We start from the raw sequence: 21,128 nt of genomic DNA, 5'->3' as shown, positions 1-21,128 counted from the left end.
GTCGAATTTTGCTATTTTACAGTTATGTAACAAATTAGCACGAGAGCATAAAGAATAGTTTTTTTCCTTTTTATAGGAATTTATGATGCCTTTAGTCTATCAATTATGTCTGATATTTATGAACGGAAAATAATATAGGAGAATTATCATAGCGATTCTCAAATTTCACTGGGGAAAAAGATGGTATTCTTGGAAATAACAGTGGCGGAATTCTTGGCTTGTCTCCATCCGGGGCAAGTTTAAACAGAATATGTGGTATGGTAATGCTTATTTTGCCAAAAATGCTGAAGTGAAACAGCATGCCGAGAAACTGGTCGCAGATACTTTCCCGGCAAGCGGAGCTAAAGAGTGAATTAAAGAACAGGCCGGGGCAGCAGCAGAAACATCCGCTGAAATGGATGCCAATAAACCAGCCGCTCTTGCTGAGCCGGGCCATGGAGCTGCCTTCCTGCAAAATTCCGTGAAATTGTTGCAAAGCTATAAGCCAAGCTATAAAGAAGTCGAAGAGCTTTATCGGTAAACCATAAAAAAACAGGCATCCACTGGGTGCCTGTTTTTGATTCGGAATATGTTTACCGGATGCTGCCTATGAGCAGATATTTAATTTTTTCGCGTCCCTCTATTGCACGCAGTTCTTTCGCAGACTGGCGGCTGCTTTTCAGCGGTGTGAAGAAAGGAGCATTATCCTGGATTCCGAAATCGGGATTGGCTGCTGCTTTCTCGCCTTTCTCAGCCCCTTTTATAATCTCCGTCCTTTTTCCGACTTTAAGGCCGGTATCGGTTTCGCGTTTTTCAATCCGCCCTTCGCCGTTAAGGACCCAGATATATTTCGCATCTTTTTTCGTTTTCACGCTTTTCGAAGGAACCCCTAAAGCATCAAGTGATTCTTTTGTTACCACCGTAACCATTGCGTGCACGCCAGTATTCAGATCATTTTCATCGCTTAATACCACTGTAAACGGGTAAAGGCTTTCTTTATCAATGGAGGCTTCTTCATCTGGAAAGGCCTGTACGGTTCCGACTGTGCCCTCCAGCTTCTTTTTATGCTGGCTTGTTTCAACAAAAGCCTTCATTCCCTGTTCAATTTGATCGATTTCCGTTTCAGCCGCCGCTCCATAAACGGCAGGCTGGCTCGAACTGATTGTGACAACCGGATTATCAAGCGTCTGCTTGACTTCCTTTATGATTCCTTCCGCCGGGCTTACTGCAGTGAGCTGTTCCATATCAGTCCCCAAACCGGCAATAAGAGTGTTCAGCCTGTCAATCTCATCCTCAATGAAATCAAGCTGAAGCTCTTTATCAAGTACATCCTGCTCGATGGAATGGTATGCAGTCTGGTCAGGTGAGGATGAGTTATCTTCTCTGCCAATCGGGCTGCTTGTATTCAAGGTTGACTGATAGGATGTAAGTTCGCGAATGTGCTCTTCCAGGCTGTCAGCTTTTGACTCAAGTTCATCCCTCTGGGCTTCAAGGCTCTCCCGCTCTCTGCCGATATCATATGGGGTATATTCATACAATGGTGACCCTGCCTGGACCTGGTCCCCTTTTTTCACTAAGAACTGATTGAATGAACCAGAATCTTCATCAAAGAACACATACTCTTCAGATACCGGTTTGACTACCCCTTCCGTACTGATAGTCCGGGCAAAATCCTCCTGCTTTACAGTAATCCAGTTCTTAATATATTCAGAGCTTGCTGCCTGGCTGTCCTTTTTCAGCAGCAAATAAAAATTGCCGGCAAGGAACAGCACAATAGCTGAGCATAGCAGGACAAGCTGCCATTTTTTCATCATTACACACCGCCTTATTTATAGAAGCTTTTCAAATTGAATGTAGGATATCAGGGCAGACACCAGCCATAAAAATAGATGCAGGCCGATGACCGATATAAGTATGATGGCCGGCCGCCTTGGCGACAGTGCCTTAAGGCCGTAATATTGAAACACCATGGCCGCAATTCCGAACAGTGTGATCTCACCAAGGAAATACACAAGCAGGTCTGCAGAAGTTATGTATTGGGCAGCCACTCCAAGCGAGAAAGGAGAAGATTCTTCCGGAAGGCCCATCTGGACGGCAAAGGGCAGGAAAATCAGCTTTTCAGCAAGAAGAATGACAAGGACCATGCACTGCAGCGCAGTGATTTTCTTAAAAGGCACATCTGTTAATGTCCATAAAACGAGTGAAGTGAAGAACAGGTAGAGGAAAGGGTACAACATCCCCCAAATCAGCTTCCCTGCAGCAAACAAGGCTTTTTTGGCTTCAAACTCGCTTGGCGGCAGCTCGTCTATTTCTTTTGACAATATCTCATTGCCCACGCCGAAATGGGCAAATAAAGCATGGATAACAGTACTTGCAAGAACCAGCAGGAGAAACTTCGGCCAGAATCGCGCGATACCCTCTGCCTGGTTCAATTGATAGAATGTTATTTTAGGATGGCGCAGTCCTCTTAGCAGCCGTACTTGATAGAACATGAATTGAAATCCTCCACTTTCCACTTATAAATTGTAAATCCTTTTCCATCCTTCCTTATTTTAACTTAAATAAAGCCCCGATTACTAGTCAGACCTATGAGCCTCTCGACCCTTTTTGCGAAATTTCGATATTCTTATAGAAATGGCTCATTATTCATTCTACAATGATAGGATGAGAGGAGGAGAATGTATGAAAAGATGGACAGCATGGATCTGCGGACTCGTTTTGCTGCTGGCAATGGGCAGCGGACCTGCAAAGGCAGAGGAGACAACAGAATACATCATCCTCACTGCTGATGCGCAGTTCCACTATTATGACGAAGGAACCGGGGAGGAAGCTTTGGCAGAAGCTGCTGAGGGCCAGGCCTTTCCGCTATTATCGGTCGAGGGGGATAAGGTTTTTGTTGACTGGGACGGCCTAAGGGGGTATATCCTTAAAGAGTTCACAAACCTGGCGGAGGAAGAGCCCGGGCAAGAATCACCAGATGAGGGATCTGTGGAGACGCCTGCCCTTCCAGAGGAAGATGGTGCAGAAGAAAATGTGCCAGCGGTCCCAAGCTCCGGCGTGGCGGTCACTGATGCCCCTGTGTTTTTGGAGGAAAATGGGAAATATGTAAAAAGAGCAAGGATCCTTAAGGGGCAGGTATTTTCCATAAAGGGCGAGGAAGGGAATTACTATACCATCCAATTCGGCTATTTTACTGGTTATATATTAAAAACTGATACTAAGAATGCAAATGGAGCCAGGCTGCCGGGCGGTACAGAGACCGGAACCAAACCGAATCGAACAAGAATCATTACCGTTAATACATCCGAACTTCTATATTCATCAAATCATAAGCTTGCCGTGTATGGCCGGATAGAGGCCGGCATCAAGCTGCCAATCGTGGCAGAGCACAGAAGTTATTATGTTGTAGAAGCAGCTGGAAGAAGAGCTTATATAAAAAAGGCAGATGTTTCCCTGTATACCGGCAATTACGTGGATCCCCATGTACAGAACTATACATATGAAACGATGCTCCATGATTTTAAAGAGCTTACTACCTGGTATCCTGATTATACAAATCTTGTGGAAATCGGGCGCTCGGTCGATGGCAGGAGGATCTATGCTTTAAAGCTTGGAAAAGGGAAGGAAGAAGTATTTGTCAATGGATCCCACCATGCGAGGGAGCATATGACCACCAATCTTCTGATGGAAATGATCGATCAGTATGCTTATGCCTACCAGCAGAACCAGTCTATTGAAGGCTATAACGTAAGAAGCACCCTGGACAAGACATCTCTCTGGTTTGTGCCGATGGTCAATCCTGATGGCGTGACGCTTGTACAGAAGGGCTATAAAAGTGCCAAAAACCCGTCTTATGTCTTAAAGCTGAATAAAAACAGCAAAGACTTTAAAGCATGGAAAGCAAATATCAGAGGCGTTGATCTCAATCGTCAGTATCCTGCAGATTGGGCCAATATCTGCTGCGATCCCGGAAAGCCAGGGCCGCAAAACTATAAAGGAAAGAAACCATTGAGCGAGCCTGAAGCCAAAGCACTTTATGATTTCACGCTGGCACATGACTTCAAGGCAGCGGCAGCTTACCATTCATCAGGAGAAATTCTTTACTGGCATTTCCATCAGGGGTACTCTGCGTATAAAAGAGATGCTGCCCTTGCAAAGAAGATTTCCAGCAAAACCGGCTACTCACTGGTGCCGGCAATGAGGAATCCCAGCGGCGGCGGGTATACAGACTGGTTTATCCAGTCACAGAAGAAACCGGGATTCACTCCGGAAATTTCTCCATATGTCGGAAACAAGCCTGTTCCATTAAAGAACTTCAGCCAGATCTGGAAGCAAAACCGGACCATACCTTTATTATTGGCGGACGAGCCAATTTAAGAGAAAAAGCACCCCATCCTTTATGGAAGGGGTGCTTTCAGCATTTTTGGCATAAAAAAAGCTCCTCGAACCACCAAGGAGCAAAGCGGCTGGTTTACCAACCGAAATCTTATCGCACTATTAGTATACCCGCATCCGGCGGTTTCTATCACTCTGTATTATATGGAATTACTGTAAATAACTTGATGAATTTGAATCGTTATCCACTACTGGAAAAAGGGTGGTTAAAATTAAGGAATATCGTCCTTGTACTTATTATACCCAAAAAGTAAGATGAATTGTAAAATTTATACTCCTGCATTTCCTCATAGAGTCAATCCCAAAAATTTCATGTATTTTTTCTCTCCTTTACAAAGTAAAATAATAGTACCAACCGAGGAAATCTATATCTATATATAGATAACCTTGTGTCTTAGGAGTTGCTCTCACCCGAGAGCAGCTCCTTTTTTGTTATATAAGGATAATAAGCAATCGGCTGATCGGAAGAGAGTATCCTTTGGGCGGGGTATAAGCCAGCCGCTGTTCGTAAATAATTATCATACTATTTCGACAACTATTGATATTTTCCCTTAATTACTACTATAAAAACTTCCAGTAGTGATTTTTCACAAAATAAGGCATATGCCCTGTCATTTGTAAGAAAAACCCCAATAAAGGGCACTTCTCCAGAAATACAGGAAAAAATAATCATTTTTTATTTCCAGCCAGCTTTTGACAAATTATTTCAAATACCTACTAAACTCTTAACCAAATGAGGAACATAAAGGTTTTAATGCCATTGGAAATTTATGGTGCAGTAGGAACAAAATATTAAAAAAATACCTTTAAATTCATGTTTATACTATTATAGTCAGGGTATTTTGAGTAATGCTTCCACGGTTACCATTATTAACCGCTGTTATTCTCATAGAATCACATGTTAGTATAAGTTTGTCAGCAATGAGAGGTTACATACATAAATACCAACATCTTCATTGCGATTCACTATTTAGCAAAAATATTACTATCTTTTAGGAGGATTTAATTTCATGTCTAAAACAAACATGCGCAAATTCATCGCAGGTTCAGTAACTGCTGCAGTTGTTGCTTCAGCAATGGCGCCAGCAGCAAGCGCTGACGTAAAAACTTTCTCAGATGTAAAAGACAGCCACTGGGCTGCAACTGAAATCTACTCTCTAGTAGAGCAAGGTATCATCAATGGATATCCAGATGGCACTTTCCGTCCATCTGTTACATTAAACCGCGGCCAGGCTGCTAACCTTTTAACTTCTGCTCTAGAGTTGGATATCCCATCCGACCTTAGCGCATTCAAAGATCTTAGCTCTAAATCAGTATTCGCAGAAGGCGCTGCAGCAACTAAAGCAGCTGGAATCTTCGGCGGTAAAGAAAACGGCACTGTATTCGGAGCTGCTGACGAACTGACTCGTGAGCAAATGGCTTCCGTATTAGTACGTGCATTCGATCTTGAAGACACTGGTGAAGAAGTAAGCTTCACTGACTGGGAGCGCATCAGCCCATCTCACCGTGAAAACGTAAAGATCCTAGCTCAAAACGGAATCACAACTGGTAAAGCTGACGGTTCTTTCGATCCTAAGAGCGCAGTAAGCCGTGCACACTTTGTAACTTTCCTTTACCGTGCAATGAACATGGAAGAAGTGAAAGAAATCGAAAGCCTTGCAACACTAACTGACATCACAGTTAAAGAAGGCGAAAAAGTAGAACTTCCTAAAGTAGTAGAAGCTACTTATGCTGACGACAGCAAAGAAGATGTTGCAGTAAAATGGGAAGAAGCTGACTTCTCTAAGCCAGGCGTTTACAACGTTGAAGGTACTGTAGAAGGCACTGACCTTAAAGCTAAAGTTAAGGTTACTGTTGAAGAAGTAGCACCGGCTGTTGAGAGTGTTGAAGCGATTAACCTGAACCAAGTTCAAGTTAAGTTTAACAAGCCATTAAATAAAACAGCAGTATCAGTTTCTGACTTTACTCTTACTGACAAAGTTTCAAATGCATCTGTTCTAGATACATCAGGCGATGCTGATGACTCTTATGTAACTGTAAGCGAAGATGGAAAGACAGCTACTATCACACTTGATGATGCGTCTACTCCAGTTGAATTAACTGTTGATAAAAACTATGAGTTGACAGTTAGCAAGGATATTAAATTTGCAAATGGCAAGACTTTGGGCACTGCTTATAAAGAAAGCTTCACTGCTGCTGACAGCGCTGCTCCTAAAGTAGATAGTGTTACAGCAAATGCTTCAGGCTTTGTAGTTAAGTTCAACGAGCCAGTTTCCTTAACAAACAAAGGTGTTGTTAAAGTCAATGGTGTGAACCTTCCAGCTAGCAGTGTATCCGCTGGTGCTGACAGATTCTCAGTAAATGTTGCTTATAATACAGAAGCAGGCAAGACATACACAGTAACAACTTCTGCTTTTGAAGACCTTAACGGTAATCAAAGTGCTGCAGAAGCTAAAACTGCCAGCTTCTCTGCTGATAACAGCGCACCAGCAGTTCAATCTGTAACTGCAGAAAATGAGAAAACTATCAAGTTTGTATTCTCTGAGGAAATCGCAGCAGGAGCTACTGCTACAGTAAGCAGAAACACAACAGTTTTCGCAAATGGGGTTTCATTAGTACAAGATACAGATAATGATAATGTTTACTATGCAACTTTAGATGCAAATCTTGCTGACTTATATACATCTGGTACTAGCTCTACTGCTTTAAAAGTAGATCTAAGCTCTGTTAAAGATGCTTCAAATAATGTGACTGCTGCTTCAAGCCACACTGTCACAGTTAATAAAGATGTAACAGCTCCAAGCGTTGTTTCAGAGAACTTCGATGGAACAAACTATGTGCTGAAGTTCAGTGAAGTTTTAGATGCATCTGCACTTGATGCTAGCGGAGTTATTGTTACAGATGAAAACGGTGCTCTAGTAAGTGGTGTAACCTTTGAAGTTCATGATGACAAGCTGGCCACTTCTACTCAAGAAGATGGAGAATATCTGATTGTTAAAGGTCTTCAACTGAATAAATCATATAAAATCAGCTTCCCTGCCGGTTTAGTTGCAGACACGTCCCTTGCTGGAAATGAGACTTCTGCATTCACTAAAACAGTTACAACAGGCGCAGTATCTAATGATACAACAGCTCCAACATTTACGTCTGTAACTCCTTCCGTTGTTAGCGGTAAGAATGTATTAACTCTTCTGTTCAATGAGAACTTAGCTGCAAGTGCAAAAGATTTAGCTAACTTCAAGCTGGATGGTGCGGCTCTCCCAGAAGGATCTGTAGCATACCTGAATGCTGGAACAGCTAATACAGATCAGATTGTTATTACATTGCCTGCTTCAGCTGTAAGCAATGATGGACAATATACACTGAGCTATTCAAACATCAAGGACCTTGCAGGAAATACTGCATCATCAGCTACTAAAGTAGTGAGCCTTGAAGATACAGTAAAACCTGAATTGACAGCTGCGAAGGTTGCTTCTTCTACTACACTTGAGCTTACTTTCAGCGAAGGTATTAACGATACAACAATCGGAACGCTGGCTGATGTAGTTGACGACCTCCAAGTGACTGTTAATGGAGTCGCGATTCCTGGATCTGCTATTACAGGAGTTGCTACAGGTGAAACTGCAAATGATAATAAAGTAGTCCTTACAATTGCTGGATACAACTTAACTAATCAAACTGTTAAAGTTACAACAGTAACTGGAGCTAACACGATTGCCGATAATTCTACTCAAGGGAATACGGTAAAAACTGGAACTACAGTAACAGCTCAATAATAGCTTAATCGATTGGCCCGCGGGTATGTCCCGCGGGCTTTTTGATTTCTATTCTAAATAATGTTGTAAAAAATTCCAAAATACCCTAAAATAGTATACATTCTTTTACACAGGGGGATTTACTAATGGGGGTAAGAAGATTTTTTGTTGTCATCGCAGCATTCATTGTTCTTGGGATGCTTGCTTCTACTGCACAAGCCTCGGAAAAAAAGACCTATCATACTGCGACTTTAGCACTGACAGATACAGAGAGGGTGCTGGTTAAAACATCCCATAGTATTGATAATTTACAGATTACCGAGTCTGAGTATCCAGGTTCTAAGGATACTGTCTATACATATGATATTAAGCGCTTCAATTTGCGTGTTGGCGAGCTGAAGATTGTGAAACGGCAATTTGAAAACGGCGATTATTTTCTTTTTACAAAGATAAGGAATATGAAAGACTTTGATTTTTATATGGAACTGGAATACAAATTTCCGAAATCCATAGATATAGAGATGGATGCTTATTCCAAGTATCCCAAGCCGACTGGCACTTCTGTTTCGATGGGAGAGGACATCACTTCCTACCCAACTGGACTTCTGAAGATGACAGAAGAGGGAAGACCTTTTAAGCAGATCATGGCAGGAAAGTCATATCGATCATTAGAGCAGATAAAGAGATATGAACATGTCAATAAAAGTGTCATCCGCGACCTTAAATCTGAAACTGATGCTGTTGAAATCACGGAAGAAGGTGACGCTAAACATCTTGTCGTATCCTTGAACTCCATGGGAAGGGATATAACAGAGCAATGGCTGATGGTTTCTAATGCTGAGCTGTTTAAAAACACAGATGAGCTCCACGATTGGATGAAGTATAGTGCTGCGAACTACCGCAAGACTAATAAATGGTATACGGCAGATGGACCTTACAATAAAATGGTCCTCACAGTGGAACCGCAGCCGCGTTCCAAGATGGGGTATGGGCGGACCTTGCTTATGTTCCGCGAGCATGAAGCACTGAAGCGTGTAAAAGCAACCGGGGAACGCTATTATCAGAACCTGGTGTATAATTCTGTCGCTGATCTATTGAACTTCAGAGGGGATAGGACTTTCTGGGAAACTGAAGTGACCAGCACCTATTTAAAAAATTTGTATAACATTACGGCTCCTTTCATTGATACACGATTCAATGAATATATTGCTCTTTACCTGGAGGAAATCGGTGAAGATTTGAATCTTCCAGAGCTTCAGGAGCCGCTGGTCACGTATGCGGATTTCCTTCTTTCGCAATTTGAAACAGGCAATGTTATCAAGGTGAACGAGAGGGGTGCGCTTATTCCGGACTATTTTGCCGTGTTTGACCCAGTGCTGACACATACCTCGCTGAATCACGGGCTGGGAGGCATGAATATTCTCCTTGAGGCCTATACAATTACGAACGATACTAAATATTTGATTGGCGCATATACGGTGCAGGAAGGGATAAATGGACTTGGCATGCAGTGGATTAGAGATGATGGGGATACCTGGTATAAAGTAAACCCGGATTTGACCTTCATCGGCCGTGATTATGAAACGCTGACGGTCGAGGATCTATTGAAGTCTTACGATTACTGGCAAAAAATTGATCCATCACAGCTGCCCATGATTGAAACTTTCTTGGAATCAAAAACGTCTTATTTAAAGAGGACCGGAATCCATATCCCGGCAGACCTGCAGGACAAGCTGTACTCATACGGCATCGGAAACTAGCTGAGTAAAAAGTCTGCACTATATAATAGGAAGCTACTCGAATACAAACGCCATGTCCTTCTGAAAGAAGAAGGGCATATGGCGTTTTTTTGTTCTTTTTCGCAGCTGAGCCCTTTATTACTAATTTTGTCTTTGACTGTGCTGATTAAATTTTGTAAGATGAGAAAGACTGTTATAAATTTAGGTAATACTAGACGGAATTACATCCAGGAAAGGGAATTGATGATGGTATCAAAGCTGCAACCATATAACTTTTTAATTGCCGGTTTTCTTTTGCTGATGGCCGGGCTGGTCCTTCCAGTCAATATCAGCATGATTCTTGTCACGGGAATATTTACTGTTTATGCATTTTTCAAGCCTAAAGAAGGGCTTCTGCTCCTATTGCTGTATGTATCGATCAGGCCATTTCTGATAGAAATCAATCCAGGATTGAAGCTGATCGGGGATGCCATTACTTTTATTGTGCTGCTCAGGATTGTGTTTGACGCGAGGAAGGATTGGAAAAGCCTTTTCCAATTCCAAAAGTTTGAATGGGCCTTCTTTGTATTTCTCGCATTTGGCTCTATCATTGCCTTCCTGACAGGAGTATCAATTGCGGCAATCATCTTCCAGGTACGGACTTTTGTCATCATGTACCTTCTCTACTATATTATTTCGCGTTTGAAAATTGATAAGACGGATCTGATCCGCTTTTCCTGGATTACCATCTCGGTGTCCATCTTGATCAGTGTCCACGGGATTATTGAAAAGCTGTCCTCACGCCAGCTTCTTCTTCCTGAGGCATGGAGTGAAAAAATGCTTTCCGCAACGAATGCGGTCAGGATTTATGGGCTTCCGGGAAATCCAAACTCTTTGGCATTGTTCCTGGGATTTGCCGTCATCGCTGTTCTTTTTCTGCTTGAATTCTCGAAAGGAAAAGAGCGAAAATGGCTTTATGCGTTTTTGACCCTTTTTACTGGTGTGCTGCTCCTTTCCTATTCAAGAGGTACCTGGATTGCCATTGCAGTGGGCATTGTTGTCTATCTGATCGCCTCAAGGCAGTGGAAGATACTTAAGCCTCTTGTAATCTCCGGCATTTTAGGACTGGTGCTTGTATATCTTCCGGTCAATGCGGGAGTCGGGCTGTTCCAATCAATCGGAGGAGAAGGCGGCAGTGATCATGGCACCGGAGGAATCGGGAATCGCTTCAAGGAAACATTTGATGATGAAAATCTGGAACTGATGTCTCAAAGCGGCCGCTTTTTCTATATTAAAAAAGGCTTTGAGGTATTCAAGGACCATCCAGTTACAGGGACAGGGTTTGGAACTTTCGGAGGTTCAGCCACCCTTTCGTATGGTTCTCCAATCTATGATGAATATGGAATCCGTTCAGATATTTATGGCGGCAAGTACTTTTACTCGGACAACCAGTACATCCAGGTGATCGCAGAGACAGGGGTCATTGGTGTCGTCCTGTTTGCAGCTTTCCTTCTGTTCATGCTCGGACTGTTTTGGAAACACCGGAAAGAAGGGGTATTCCCTAAGTTGATGATTGCCCTCTGGTTTGCGACTGGAGTCAGCGGCATGTACTATAATATCTGGGAATTGAAGCTTTATACGATGTTCTTCTTTATTATCTTGGGGGCATATGCTTCAATTAAAGGATTATACAAGAAAACGGATGTTGAATAATATAAATACGGCCATACAGAAAACGCAGAGGGTGCAGCAGCCCTCTGCGTTTTTTGATTTAATTTGACTCTCTATAAAAAATCTGCCATTTATGAATGCTAAGCATTCTGCTTAAATTCTTCAATGATTGAATTTAACATACTGTCAATGGACATTCTTCGACATTTATCCCTTATTTCCGAGGAAATACACTAGAAATTTTATCCAATAAGAGGAAATACCAATAGACTTATAGAGAAATTAGGCAGAGTTTGTTAATATATGTAATAGTGTAAAACTTAAGAGGTTACGCTACATATTGCCAGGAGGGGAAATAGTGCGAAAAAGGTTATCAGCAGTTGCTGCACTTGTTTTATTGTCACAAACACTTGTTTTAGGACTGGACCGGTCTGAGGCTGAAGCAGCTACATCAATCAATAAACAGCTTCAAGTATCACCCGGGGTTAACTATAAGAACATCAAGTTAACCAATTCTTCTGTTACACAGACCGTCAATCTGCTGGAACTGAATCTGGCAGATTCCTATACTTCCATTGAGGTTGGGATACCCAATCCGATTACAAAGACGGCCACAACCACCAATGCAGCCAATGCAAACAGTTCTGCAGGGCATCGGGTAGTAGGGGCAGTCAACGCAGGATTCTTTGATATGACTTCCAAAATGCCATTGTATCTTTTATCAAAGGATAACAGGATCATTAATGGGGGAATCATCTCCGAGAAAAGTGATAAATTTGTAAGCGAGCCGATTGCGTTTGGAGTATTGGCCAATGGGAATGCGGAAATCGATGCATTCAATTTCGATATCCGTGCATCATATAACGGCCAGAGTTACCCTTTATCCGGAATCAATAGAATGAGAGATTCCAATGAAGCCATCATTTATACTTCAAGCCATGAAGACGGATATACAAACACAAACAGCTATGGCGTTGAATACATAATCACTGCTGATAAAGCAGTTGAACCGGTTAAATTCGGCGATGTATTAAGCGGAAAAGTGACAGCAGTAAGGAAATATGGGGATAAAACGAAAACAGCCATCCCTAAAAACGGATTTGTTCTTTCATTAAATGGGAACCTTTGGCTTGAAAGATATAGTGCCCTGGCAATCGGGGATACTATACAGGTAAAGCTGGGGATTGATGCAAAGTGGCAGGATTCTAAATACATGCTTGCCAGCGGACCGATGCTCGTAAAGGATGGGAAGGTTCATCTGACAATGGATCCGAACAGCTCCAGGGCAAGAGAACGGGCGCCAAGAACTGCTGTTGCCATTGATAAAACGAAAAAGAAGGTCTTTCTCGTAACAGTAGACGGGAGGCAGCCCGGCTACAGCACAGGGATGAATATGACCGAGTTTGCCCAGTATATTGCCAGCCTTGGAGCAGACCGTGCCATCAATCTTGACGGTGGCGGTTCGACGGCAATGAGCATCCGCAATTATGGAAGCAACACAGTGTCACTTGTGAGCAGGCCGTCGGATGGACGTGAGAGGCTTATTTCGACCACTTTGCAGGCGGTCAGCACGGCACCGCTTGGTGAACCTGCTGTCTTAAGGATTACTCAGAAGACGCCAGGAAAGGTAATGGTTGGATCCTCTGTTGACTTTACGGCTAACTATGTTCTGGACCAATATTATAACCCTATTACTTTTGATCCTTCTAAACTATCATTCAGTGTCTCCAACTCTATCGGGACTATGAATGGAAGCCGGTTTACGGCCAGCCAGAAGGGCGACGGCAAGGTAATTGGAAAGTATGGAAATGCAGTGAGGGAGCTTCCTGTCACTGTAGTAGACACGATTGATTCTTTCTCGGTTAGTCCATCTTCATTGAGCCTGTCTGCAGGCGAGTCCAAGAAAATGACCACAAGCGGGAAAGACAGCTCAGGCCAGCCGGTGATCTATAATCCATCACAAGTAAAATGGTCTGTCAGCGGCAATATCGGAACCATTTCTGCGGATGGCACTTTTAAGGCAGGGACACAGACAGCCAGCGGAAAAATAACGGCAACTATAGGAAAGACAACAAAATCTATATCTGTTTCTGTAAAAGGCTCATCTACTGCACCGGCACCAGCTCCAGGAAAGTTCTCTGATGTAAACACCCAGTATTGGGCTTATAAAGAAATCTCATATTTGGCTGATAATGGAATCATCAGCGGTTATCCGAACGGAGAATTTAAGCCAGGGGACCAATTGACCCGTTCGCATGCAGCCATCCTGCTTGCCAGGGCGCTGAAATTGAATACAGCAAATGTAACGGATCCAGGATTTAAAGATGTACCAAAGTCCCACGTCTACTATTCTATTATTGCAGCAGTAGAAAATGCGGGTATCATGGGCGGCAAGGAAGGCGGCCTGTTTGATCCGGAAGGCAAGCTGACGCGGGCGCAGATGGCAGCCATCCTGCAGAATGCCTATAAGCTGCAGGGAATGCCGGCGAATGACTTTACTGATGTCAAGCCAGATTATTGGGCCTATAAAGCTATCGGCTCTCTTGCTTTTAATGAAATTACGACTGGATACCCGGATAATACTTTCAAACCAGGGAACACAGTGACAAGGGCCCAGTATAGTGCATTTTTATACCGGATTCTGACAAAATAAGGACCTATTGGCGGATATTTACCACCCTTGGTTTTATCCGCTTTTATTGCTAATAATTAAAAAGAGTACCATTTTACTACAAAAAACCGTTTTACTTGACAAAAACTTCTGTTATTCTAGTCATGTAGCAATTTTTTTTGGGAAGGAGTGGCAATTGGTGTCGAGAAAGAAAACTTTTCTCACTTTTGCTTTCAGCTTCCTCTTCCTGTTTTCAACTAATATTCTACCAACCTATGCTCAAGAACAGGTTGTCACAGATGGAAAACAAAATGAAGAGGTATCAAGTGAGTCTACAGGGAATCCGGCTGCAGCCGGGAATCCAAGTACAACTTCACCGTCGGTACAGTCAATGGCAGCAACGAACATCAGCTTTTCTGATGTAAACTCACAGTATTGGGCTTATACCAATATCTCTCACTTATCTTCTTTAGGCATTATCGGAGGCTATGAAAAAGGCGGGGCATATTATTTTAATCCCAATGATAATGTGACGAGGGCACAGGCAGCGAAGATGATCGTTGAATCTCTCAATCTTGGAGAATTAAATGTTTCCACCTCTTCGTTTAAGGATATACCGGCCAGCCACTGGGCATCCGGCTATATCGAAAGGGTTTCGAGCCTGAAAATATTTGGGGGGTATCAGGACGGGACATTCGGGCCGAATGATCCGCTGAAACGCTCTCAAATGGCAGTAGTCATTGCCAAAGCGTTCAAATTTGGCTACAACGGCTATAACCCGGACCAGCAGGTTTTCAAAGATGTGGCACCAGCGTATTGGGCAAATGAGTATATTTTAAAGCTTCACTATAATGGCATTTCGAATGGAAGCAATTTCAGCTTTAAACCGGAAACGCGCATTTCGCGCTCAGAATTCTCAGCTTTCCTTTCCCGTGCGATCGATGAGAAGTACAGGGTACCAGTTCTTGGTCCTGTCCTCCAGCCTTCGCCAGGGACAACAGTTGCGAAAGGTGAGGTTGTAGCAGCATCCAGCCTGAATATCAGGCAGGCGCCATCAACTTCCTCCAGCATCGTAGGAAGGATTTCACTTGGGACAGAGGTTTCCATTACATCAATGGATGGCTATTGGGCAAAAATCAATTACAATGGGTTGACCGGGTATGTGCATAAGTCATACTTGAAACTTAAGTCAACCGATGCAAACAACCCGATTAAGGGACGCATCATTGTAGTTGATCCGGGACATGGCAAGCAGGATCCGGGAGCTTCAGTCAGCGGAATCAATGAAAAAGATATCGTGCTGAAGGTTAGCAAAAAGCTTGCGGCAAAACTGGAAGCAGCCGGTGCAAAAGTTATCATGACCCGCAGCACTGATAACTTCCTTTCCCTTGAAGAGCGCGTTGCCTATGCTAAAAGTGTATACGCTGAAACTTATATCAGTGTCCACGTAAATGCAGCAGGAAGCACTGCTGCGAAAGGTGCAGAAGTTTTCTATGATACTTCTACAAACGTAAACGGCACTGAAAGCAAGAAGCTTGCTTATGAAATTCAGCGTGAAATCGTCAGTCAGGCAAAAATGAATGACCGAGGCATAAAGGATACAGGCTTTTATGTCATCCGCAATAACCAGGTGCCAAGCGTGCTAGTTGAGCTAGGATTCCTGACAAACGCAGATGACAGAAAGAAACTGACATCTGAAACTTATTTGAATATCTATGCAGATGCAATATACAAAGGCGTTCTGCAGTACTATCGCAAATAATAGAATGGATTCGCCAAACACGCTGCTGGAAATTTTCCAGCAGCTTTTTTTGAGGGCTTTTCATTTTATTTTATTTACCCGGAATGGACATTGTAAACCTCAAAGACAGCCTCTCATATTAAGGATTTATGACGAATCTTGGAAGCATCTGTCACCCTTTTAGTGCTTTGTGTTATAATTAGCTTGCATTTTGCCTGTATAGGGCAAAATAGGGTTTGAACGAATCTGCTGTAAAGGAAGTTGGCAAATGAGAATAGGCATTGTTGGAAATTACGGTAACAATAATAATGGTGATGAAGCTATACTTGTCGGCATTATCACACAGCTGACAGAGAATTTTGACATAAAGCGAGAAGAAATTACAGTTTTCAGCAACAACCCTGAACAAACAAAGGAAAGATACGGTGTGGATTCGTATCCCCTTTATTATAAGAAAGGTTCAGCTCCCAAGACATTTCTGGAAACCTTCAAACAGAGCGGAAAAATTGTCAAAGGCATGGATCTTGTGATCATTGGAGGCGGCGGCATCCTTATGGATTTGTACAAGAGGGAAGCCCCTCTGTATGGGACGTACGGCATCCTGGGGAAGCGCGCTGGAGCTAAAGTAGTCGTATACGGATGCGGAGCCGGCCCTTTGACTTCTTCAATCGGCAAATGGTTTATCCGGAAGCTGGCCAAGGTGTCTGACAGCATTTCTGTACGCGATCCGAAATCGAAAGCGCTGCTTGAATCTATCGGAGCCAGCAAGGAAGTGAAGCTGATCGGAGACCCTGCTTTTACACTGACAACGGACAAGAAGCATCAGCGATCCGATAAAATCAAAAAGGTCGGCGTGACAGCCGTCCCTTATTACAACATTAAATATTGGCCCGAAGCCGATGAGGAGAAATACCAGAGCTATGTGAATGGTATGGCTGCAAACCTGGATGCGCTCATCGAAAAAGAAGATGTCGATGTCACTTTCTTTTCCACAAAGTATCCCCAGGATGTATGGGTGACTAAGGATATTTATGATGCGATGAAGCATAAAGAGAAAGCGGTTGTGAATGAAGAGCATTTGGCTCCGGCAGAGCTTGTGGACCTGTGCGGACAGCAGGATGTTGTCATTGGGACAAGGCTCCACTCGATCATTCTTTCGCTGGATGCAGAAACACCGGTGATTGGCGTTGCTTATCACCATAAGGTCGAGCACTTCATGCAGATGGTCGGGAAGGAAAACCACAGCATCTCAATGGATGGTCTTGGTACAGATGACCAGCACTTCACCCGCCTTGTTCAGGACATGAATAAAGACTGGAACCATGCGCAGGATGAAGCGCAGCGGATCTCGAAAGAGCTGAAAGCGAAAGCGGCAAAAGGGCTTGAGCAGCTGTATATGCTCCCAGGGAAAAAGCAGAATGGCTAAGAGAATTCTTGTCATCAGCAATATGTACCCCACCCCGGAACACAAGACATTCGGAATCTTCGTTGCCAACCAGGTAAATGCGCTGCGGGAAGCTGGTCATACAGTAGATGTCATAGCCATCAAGAACCCGAAGAGCGGGAAGCTCAACCTTCTGAAAAAGTATCTGGCCTGGTTCCTGCAGGCAGCAGCCAATCTGCTCACAAAAGGAAAAAGCTATGATGTTGTCCATGCCCATTATGTGTTTCCTTCAGGCATGATTGCCAGGATGTATAAGAAAATGTGGGGCACCCCGTATGTTGTCACTTCCCATGGCGGTGATATCGATAAGATGGCGAAAAAGAATGCCCGCATTCATCAGTGGACAAAAGAAATCCTTCAGGGGTCCGAGCATGTCATCGCTGTAGGCCAGGCGCTGCACGACGAAATTGCCGGCACCTTTGGAGTGGACAAGCAGAAACTATTCATACTCAACATGGGTGTGAACCGAAATGTTTTTCAGCCCTTGCAAAAGGAAGAACTGAGACGGGAGCTCGGTATTCCGGAGGGAAGCGAGCCGATTCTGTTTGTCGGCAATATCATTCCTGAAAAAGGGGTAAAAGAATTGCTTTTGGCATTTAGAGAGGTTCTGAAGAAAAGGCCGCAGTCCCGGCTCTATCTGATCGGGGCCAGCCGCAATGCTGCATTTAAAGGAGAGCTTGATGGGATTATTAAAGAGAATGCAGCCGGCAAGGCTGAATTCTTGGGAATGATGCCTCAGGCAGACCTGGCGAAGTGGATGGCGGCCGCTGAGCTTTTCGTGCTCCCTTCCCATCTAGAAGGATTCGGGCTTGTGGCTCTTGAAGCGATGTCCTGCCATACGCCTGTTGTTGCATCCAATGTCGGCGGCCTTACTTATCTGCTGCAGGATGGCAGCGGGCTGCTGGTCGAGCCGGGGAACCCTGAAAGCCTTGCCGATGGGATGCTGTCTGTTCTGGAGAATCCTGATATGAAGGCTGGATTTGTTCAAAAAGGCGAGCAGCTGGCAGAGGAGAATGCAGAAGAGCGGATCATCGAAAAACTGGAAAAGATTTATAACCACACAAGAGAGCAGGGACGGAGCATCTGATCAGGATGTTCCTTCTCGTGCTTACTTGCAGAAAAGAGTGAAACAAATGAAAGGCAAAATCTTTAAAATTATTGGCGCTGTGGCTGTCATTAACATTCTGGCGAGGCTGCTGGGCTTTGCGAGGGAAGCCGCAGTTGCCTATCAATACGGGACTTCCTATCTCGCTGACAGCATCATTGCCGTTTATACGATTCCGAACTTTCTTTATGTAGTGGTCGGAGGGGCAATCACAACCGCATTTATATCTGTTTACAGCAAAATCAAGGAAGGTCCTGAGCAGGAAAAATTCATGAGTTCGACCTTTACCTATATCATGGCCATCGTCGGAGTACTGACTGTCCTATTGCTTGTATTCACTGATCCGCTGCTGAAGCTCGTAATGGGGCAGATGGATGCAAAGGAATATGATGCTGCCAAAAGCCTTTACTACTGGATGGCACCGTCGACCTTTTTCCTCATATTGTCCATGTGGCTGAGCGGGATATTGAACGTGAATCAAAAGTTCCATTTGTCCACGCTTTCTACTTTTATCTACAACCTGGCATTCCTTGCCCTGGCCCTCCTGCTGACTCCATTCATGTCAGTTGAATCTTACGGATTTGGAGCGATTGCCGGAGCGGCAGTCATGGTCATCATGCTGATTGCCGGCTTGAGGAAAGAGCATTTAAAGCATTTCAGAATCCGTTTTGCTTTTTCCGATGAACTGAAAAGGCTCTTTATTATTGCGATGCCCATCATGCTAGGCGGTGCCGCGCTGCAGGTATATGCTTTGCTTCAGCGCGTATTCGGTTCCAGAATACATGATGATGGATTGGTAGCAGCGCTTAATTACGCTTCCAAGCTGACACAGTTTCCGCAGGCGGTCCTCATGACAGCCGTAACGACCGTAATCTACCCTTCACTGGCAAAAAAAGCCGCTGAAAACGATTTGGCGAGCATCACTTCCCTGTATCAGAAAGGACTCCGCTGGCTGGGTTTATTGCTGCTTCCGGTAACCATTTTTGTCATTATCTATGCACAGGAAATTGTCCAGGTCATTTTCCAATATGGAAGCTTTGACGATCGCTCTACAGCTGTTACTTATCCTTTGCTGCAGATCTTTGCATTATCTATGTTTACCTTTGCAGCAAATGTATATGTCACAAGATTTTTCTATGCGATGGAAAACTCCTATATGCCGGTTCTGATCAGCATCTTCTGCGTGTTTGGCATTAATATCGGAATCACGCTTTTATTCATAGAAGAATATGGGGCACAGGCAATTGCATGGGGAACTTCCATCAGTTCCATTGTTAATTTTATCCTGTTACTGCTTTTGGCAAAAAATGTGTTAAAATTAAAAATAATGGCGGAAAAGATTGGGTCTTTAGGGAAAACCTTGGCGTTTTATGCAGGAATTGCTGTGATTCTACTAGCATTAAGGCATTATTTAAGCACCGGAATGCCGTGGATAGATATCATTATCGGCGGACTTGTATTCCTGGCAGCTGTGCTTGTCCTCATGAAGCTTCTGAAGTTTCCTGAACTGCAAATGGTCCTGAATAGAAAGAAAGCCGCTAAATAGAGTCTTTAAAGGGATGGGAAAAGAAATGAGGAAAAAATGGCTAGTGCCTATTTTGCCCGGACTGCTTCTTATGACAATGACAGCCTGTTCTGCCCAAAAGGCAGAGGCAGAGCCTGTCCTGGAAGCAGCCAGTACAGAATGGACGGAAGGGGAAACAGACAAGCTGGATTCAAAGCTGTCTTCTGTCGAACAGCGGGCTGCCAAGCTTGAAGCAGAGGTGAATGCTTTGCTCGGGACCTCGCCTGGAGTGCCTGGGGGAGGAACAGCGAAGCCGCCGGCAAATCCGCCTTCAAGCGGCGCCGAGGTGTTCAAGGATGTTGGAACAGACTATTGGGCCTTCAAGGAAATCATGGAAATGTACAATCTTGGGGTAATCTCAGGATATCCGGATATCCAGAAGTTCCTGCCTGAGAATTCAATCACAAGGGCCCAGGCAGCTTCCATGCTTGTAAAAGCGCTCAAGCTGCCGCTCAGCGATTCTCCATCTGTCTTCTCGGATGTTAAAGCTTCCGACTGGTCGCGTAAGGCCATTATGACGGTGGCGGAGAAGGGCTACTTCAATGGAAGCAACGGAAAGTTCCTTCCGAACGATCCGATGACCAGGAAGCATATGGCGGTCGTGCTGCAGCGAGCGTTTGAACTGACGGCACTTGATGAACCTTATGAAGATTACAAAGATGTACCGGCCTCTAATGACGGTTATTCTTATATCAAGATTGTCTCCCAGCACGGAATTGCAAGAGGGAGCGACGGCAATTACAGGCCATCAGAGCCGACAAGGCGGTCACAGTTCTCTGTGTTCCTGTACAGGGCCCTGCAAAAATAAGCCTTTCTTGATTAGCTAACAGGTTCACTTTTGAAGTTCAAGACGTGAAGGAACAACTCAAATAGCATGCTAAATCACATATGATTTAGCATGCTATTTTTTTAGGGATAAAACGTTTATTGCAATTCTATTTAGAAATTAACACTGTGATCAGCATACCAATTAGCGAACTGAGAAAAAGGAACCACAGCGAAAGTAAAATAAGCGGAGATTTTCCGGATAATTTCAGATTGGAGCACGTTTCGGGCTAAATAAGGGGAGGTTTTCCGGTTATGCCAAGCAAACACCCCCACTTTAATGTTTTTCGAGTCAGTAGGCGGAAATTCTCCGTCTATTT

12 protein-coding genes are annotated in these 21,128 nt (G+C 43.9%); 10 read left to right on the top strand and 2 right to left on the bottom strand.

Annotated features, from left to right (window positions below):
• Positions 1 to 572: 572 nt before the first annotated feature.
• Both ACQCVH_RS10820 and ACQCVH_RS10815 read right to left on the bottom strand, forming a co-directional pair.
• A complete protein-coding gene (locus ACQCVH_RS10820; RefSeq protein ID WP_426835669.1) occupies positions 573 to 1,793 on the bottom strand; it encodes an efflux RND transporter periplasmic adaptor subunit in 1,221 nt (406 codons plus the stop codon).
• A gap of 15 nt (positions 1,794 to 1,808) precedes the next feature.
• A complete protein-coding gene (locus ACQCVH_RS10815) occupies positions 1,809 to 2,471 on the bottom strand; it encodes a hypothetical protein (RefSeq protein WP_426835668.1) in 663 nt (220 codons plus the stop codon).
• Between the two features lie 190 nt (positions 2,472 to 2,661).
• Here ACQCVH_RS10815 and ACQCVH_RS10810 point away from each other — a divergent pair, with 190 nt between their 5' ends.
• The 10 genes from ACQCVH_RS10810 to ACQCVH_RS10765 all read left to right on the top strand — a co-directional run bounded on the left by ACQCVH_RS10810 (position 2,662) and on the right by ACQCVH_RS10765 (position 20,791).
• Entirely contained in the window at positions 2,662 to 4,356 is a 1,695-nt protein-coding gene (locus ACQCVH_RS10810; protein WP_426835667.1) for a M14 family metallopeptidase, read from the top strand.
• A 1,028-nt stretch (positions 4,357 to 5,384) separates the two neighbouring features.
• On the top strand, positions 5,385 to 8,150 hold the full coding sequence (locus ACQCVH_RS10805) for an S-layer homology domain-containing protein (protein ID WP_426835666.1): 2,766 nt from the start codon (positions 5,385 to 5,387) through the stop codon (positions 8,148 to 8,150).
• Between the two features lie 125 nt (positions 8,151 to 8,275).
• Entirely contained in the window at positions 8,276 to 9,889 is a 1,614-nt protein-coding gene (locus ACQCVH_RS10800) for a hypothetical protein (RefSeq protein WP_426835665.1), read from the top strand.
• Between the two features lie 222 nt (positions 9,890 to 10,111).
• A complete protein-coding gene (locus ACQCVH_RS10795; protein ID WP_426835664.1) occupies positions 10,112 to 11,560 on the top strand; it encodes an O-antigen ligase family protein in 1,449 nt (482 codons plus the stop codon).
• A 316-nt stretch (positions 11,561 to 11,876) separates the two neighbouring features.
• Positions 11,877 to 14,171, top strand: a complete 2,295-nt coding sequence (locus ACQCVH_RS10790; protein WP_426835663.1) for an S-layer homology domain-containing protein — start codon at positions 11,877 to 11,879, stop codon at positions 14,169 to 14,171.
• A gap of 157 nt (positions 14,172 to 14,328) precedes the next feature.
• Complete coding sequence (locus ACQCVH_RS10785) at positions 14,329 to 15,891, top strand: N-acetylmuramoyl-L-alanine amidase (protein ID WP_426835662.1); 1,563 nt, start codon at positions 14,329 to 14,331, stop codon at positions 15,889 to 15,891.
• 247 nt (positions 15,892 to 16,138) lie between these two features.
• Entirely contained in the window at positions 16,139 to 17,296 is a 1,158-nt protein-coding gene (locus ACQCVH_RS10780; RefSeq protein WP_426835661.1) for a polysaccharide pyruvyl transferase family protein, read from the top strand.
• Positions 17,289 to 18,401, top strand: coding sequence for a glycosyltransferase (locus tag ACQCVH_RS10775; RefSeq protein ID WP_426835660.1), 1,113 nt, complete (start codon positions 17,289 to 17,291; stop codon positions 18,399 to 18,401). The genes ACQCVH_RS10780 and ACQCVH_RS10775 overlap by 8 nt, the downstream gene beginning before the upstream one ends.
• 46 nt (positions 18,402 to 18,447) lie before the next feature.
• Positions 18,448 to 19,965, top strand: a complete 1,518-nt coding sequence (murJ, locus tag ACQCVH_RS10770; RefSeq protein ID WP_426835659.1) for a murein biosynthesis integral membrane protein MurJ — start codon at positions 18,448 to 18,450, stop codon at positions 19,963 to 19,965.
• Between the two features lie 25 nt (positions 19,966 to 19,990).
• Complete coding sequence (locus ACQCVH_RS10765) at positions 19,991 to 20,791, top strand: S-layer homology domain-containing protein (RefSeq protein WP_426835658.1); 801 nt, start codon at positions 19,991 to 19,993, stop codon at positions 20,789 to 20,791.
• Positions 20,792 to 21,128 lie beyond the last annotated feature (337 nt).

This window comes from Bacillus infantis (assembly GCF_050107595.1).
Lineage (GTDB): Bacteria > Bacillota > Bacilli > Bacillales > Cytobacillaceae > Bacillus_AB > Bacillus_AB infantis_C.
This window is presented reverse-complemented; position numbering and strand designations above follow the sequence as displayed.

What these genes read in the sequence shown, in the direction of transcription:
- ACQCVH_RS10780 (WP_426835661.1), top strand. Translation starts at nt 16,139, where the DNA reads ATGAGAATAGGCATTGTTGGAAATTACGGTAACAATAATAATGGTGAT.
- murJ (WP_426835659.1), top strand. Translation starts at nt 18,448, where the DNA reads ATGAAAGGCAAAATCTTTAAAATTATTGGCGCTGTGGCTGTCATTAAC.
- ACQCVH_RS10765 (WP_426835658.1), top strand. Translation starts at nt 19,991, where the DNA reads ATGAGGAAAAAATGGCTAGTGCCTATTTTGCCCGGACTGCTTCTTATG.
- ACQCVH_RS10810 (WP_426835667.1), top strand. Translation starts at nt 2,662, where the DNA reads ATGAAAAGATGGACAGCATGGATCTGCGGACTCGTTTTGCTGCTGGCA.
- ACQCVH_RS10820 (WP_426835669.1), bottom strand. Translation starts at nt 1,793, where the DNA reads ATGATGAAAAAATGGCAGCTTGTCCTGCTATGCTCAGCTATTGTGCTG.
- ACQCVH_RS10805 (WP_426835666.1), top strand. Translation starts at nt 5,385, where the DNA reads ATGTCTAAAACAAACATGCGCAAATTCATCGCAGGTTCAGTAACTGCT.
- ACQCVH_RS10815 (WP_426835668.1), bottom strand. Translation starts at nt 2,471, where the DNA reads ATGTTCTATCAAGTACGGCTGCTAAGAGGACTGCGCCATCCTAAAATA.
- ACQCVH_RS10800 (WP_426835665.1), top strand. Translation starts at nt 8,276, where the DNA reads ATGGGGGTAAGAAGATTTTTTGTTGTCATCGCAGCATTCATTGTTCTT.
- ACQCVH_RS10775 (WP_426835660.1), top strand. Translation starts at nt 17,289, where the DNA reads ATGGCTAAGAGAATTCTTGTCATCAGCAATATGTACCCCACCCCGGAA.
- ACQCVH_RS10795 (WP_426835664.1), top strand. Translation starts at nt 10,112, where the DNA reads ATGATGGTATCAAAGCTGCAACCATATAACTTTTTAATTGCCGGTTTT.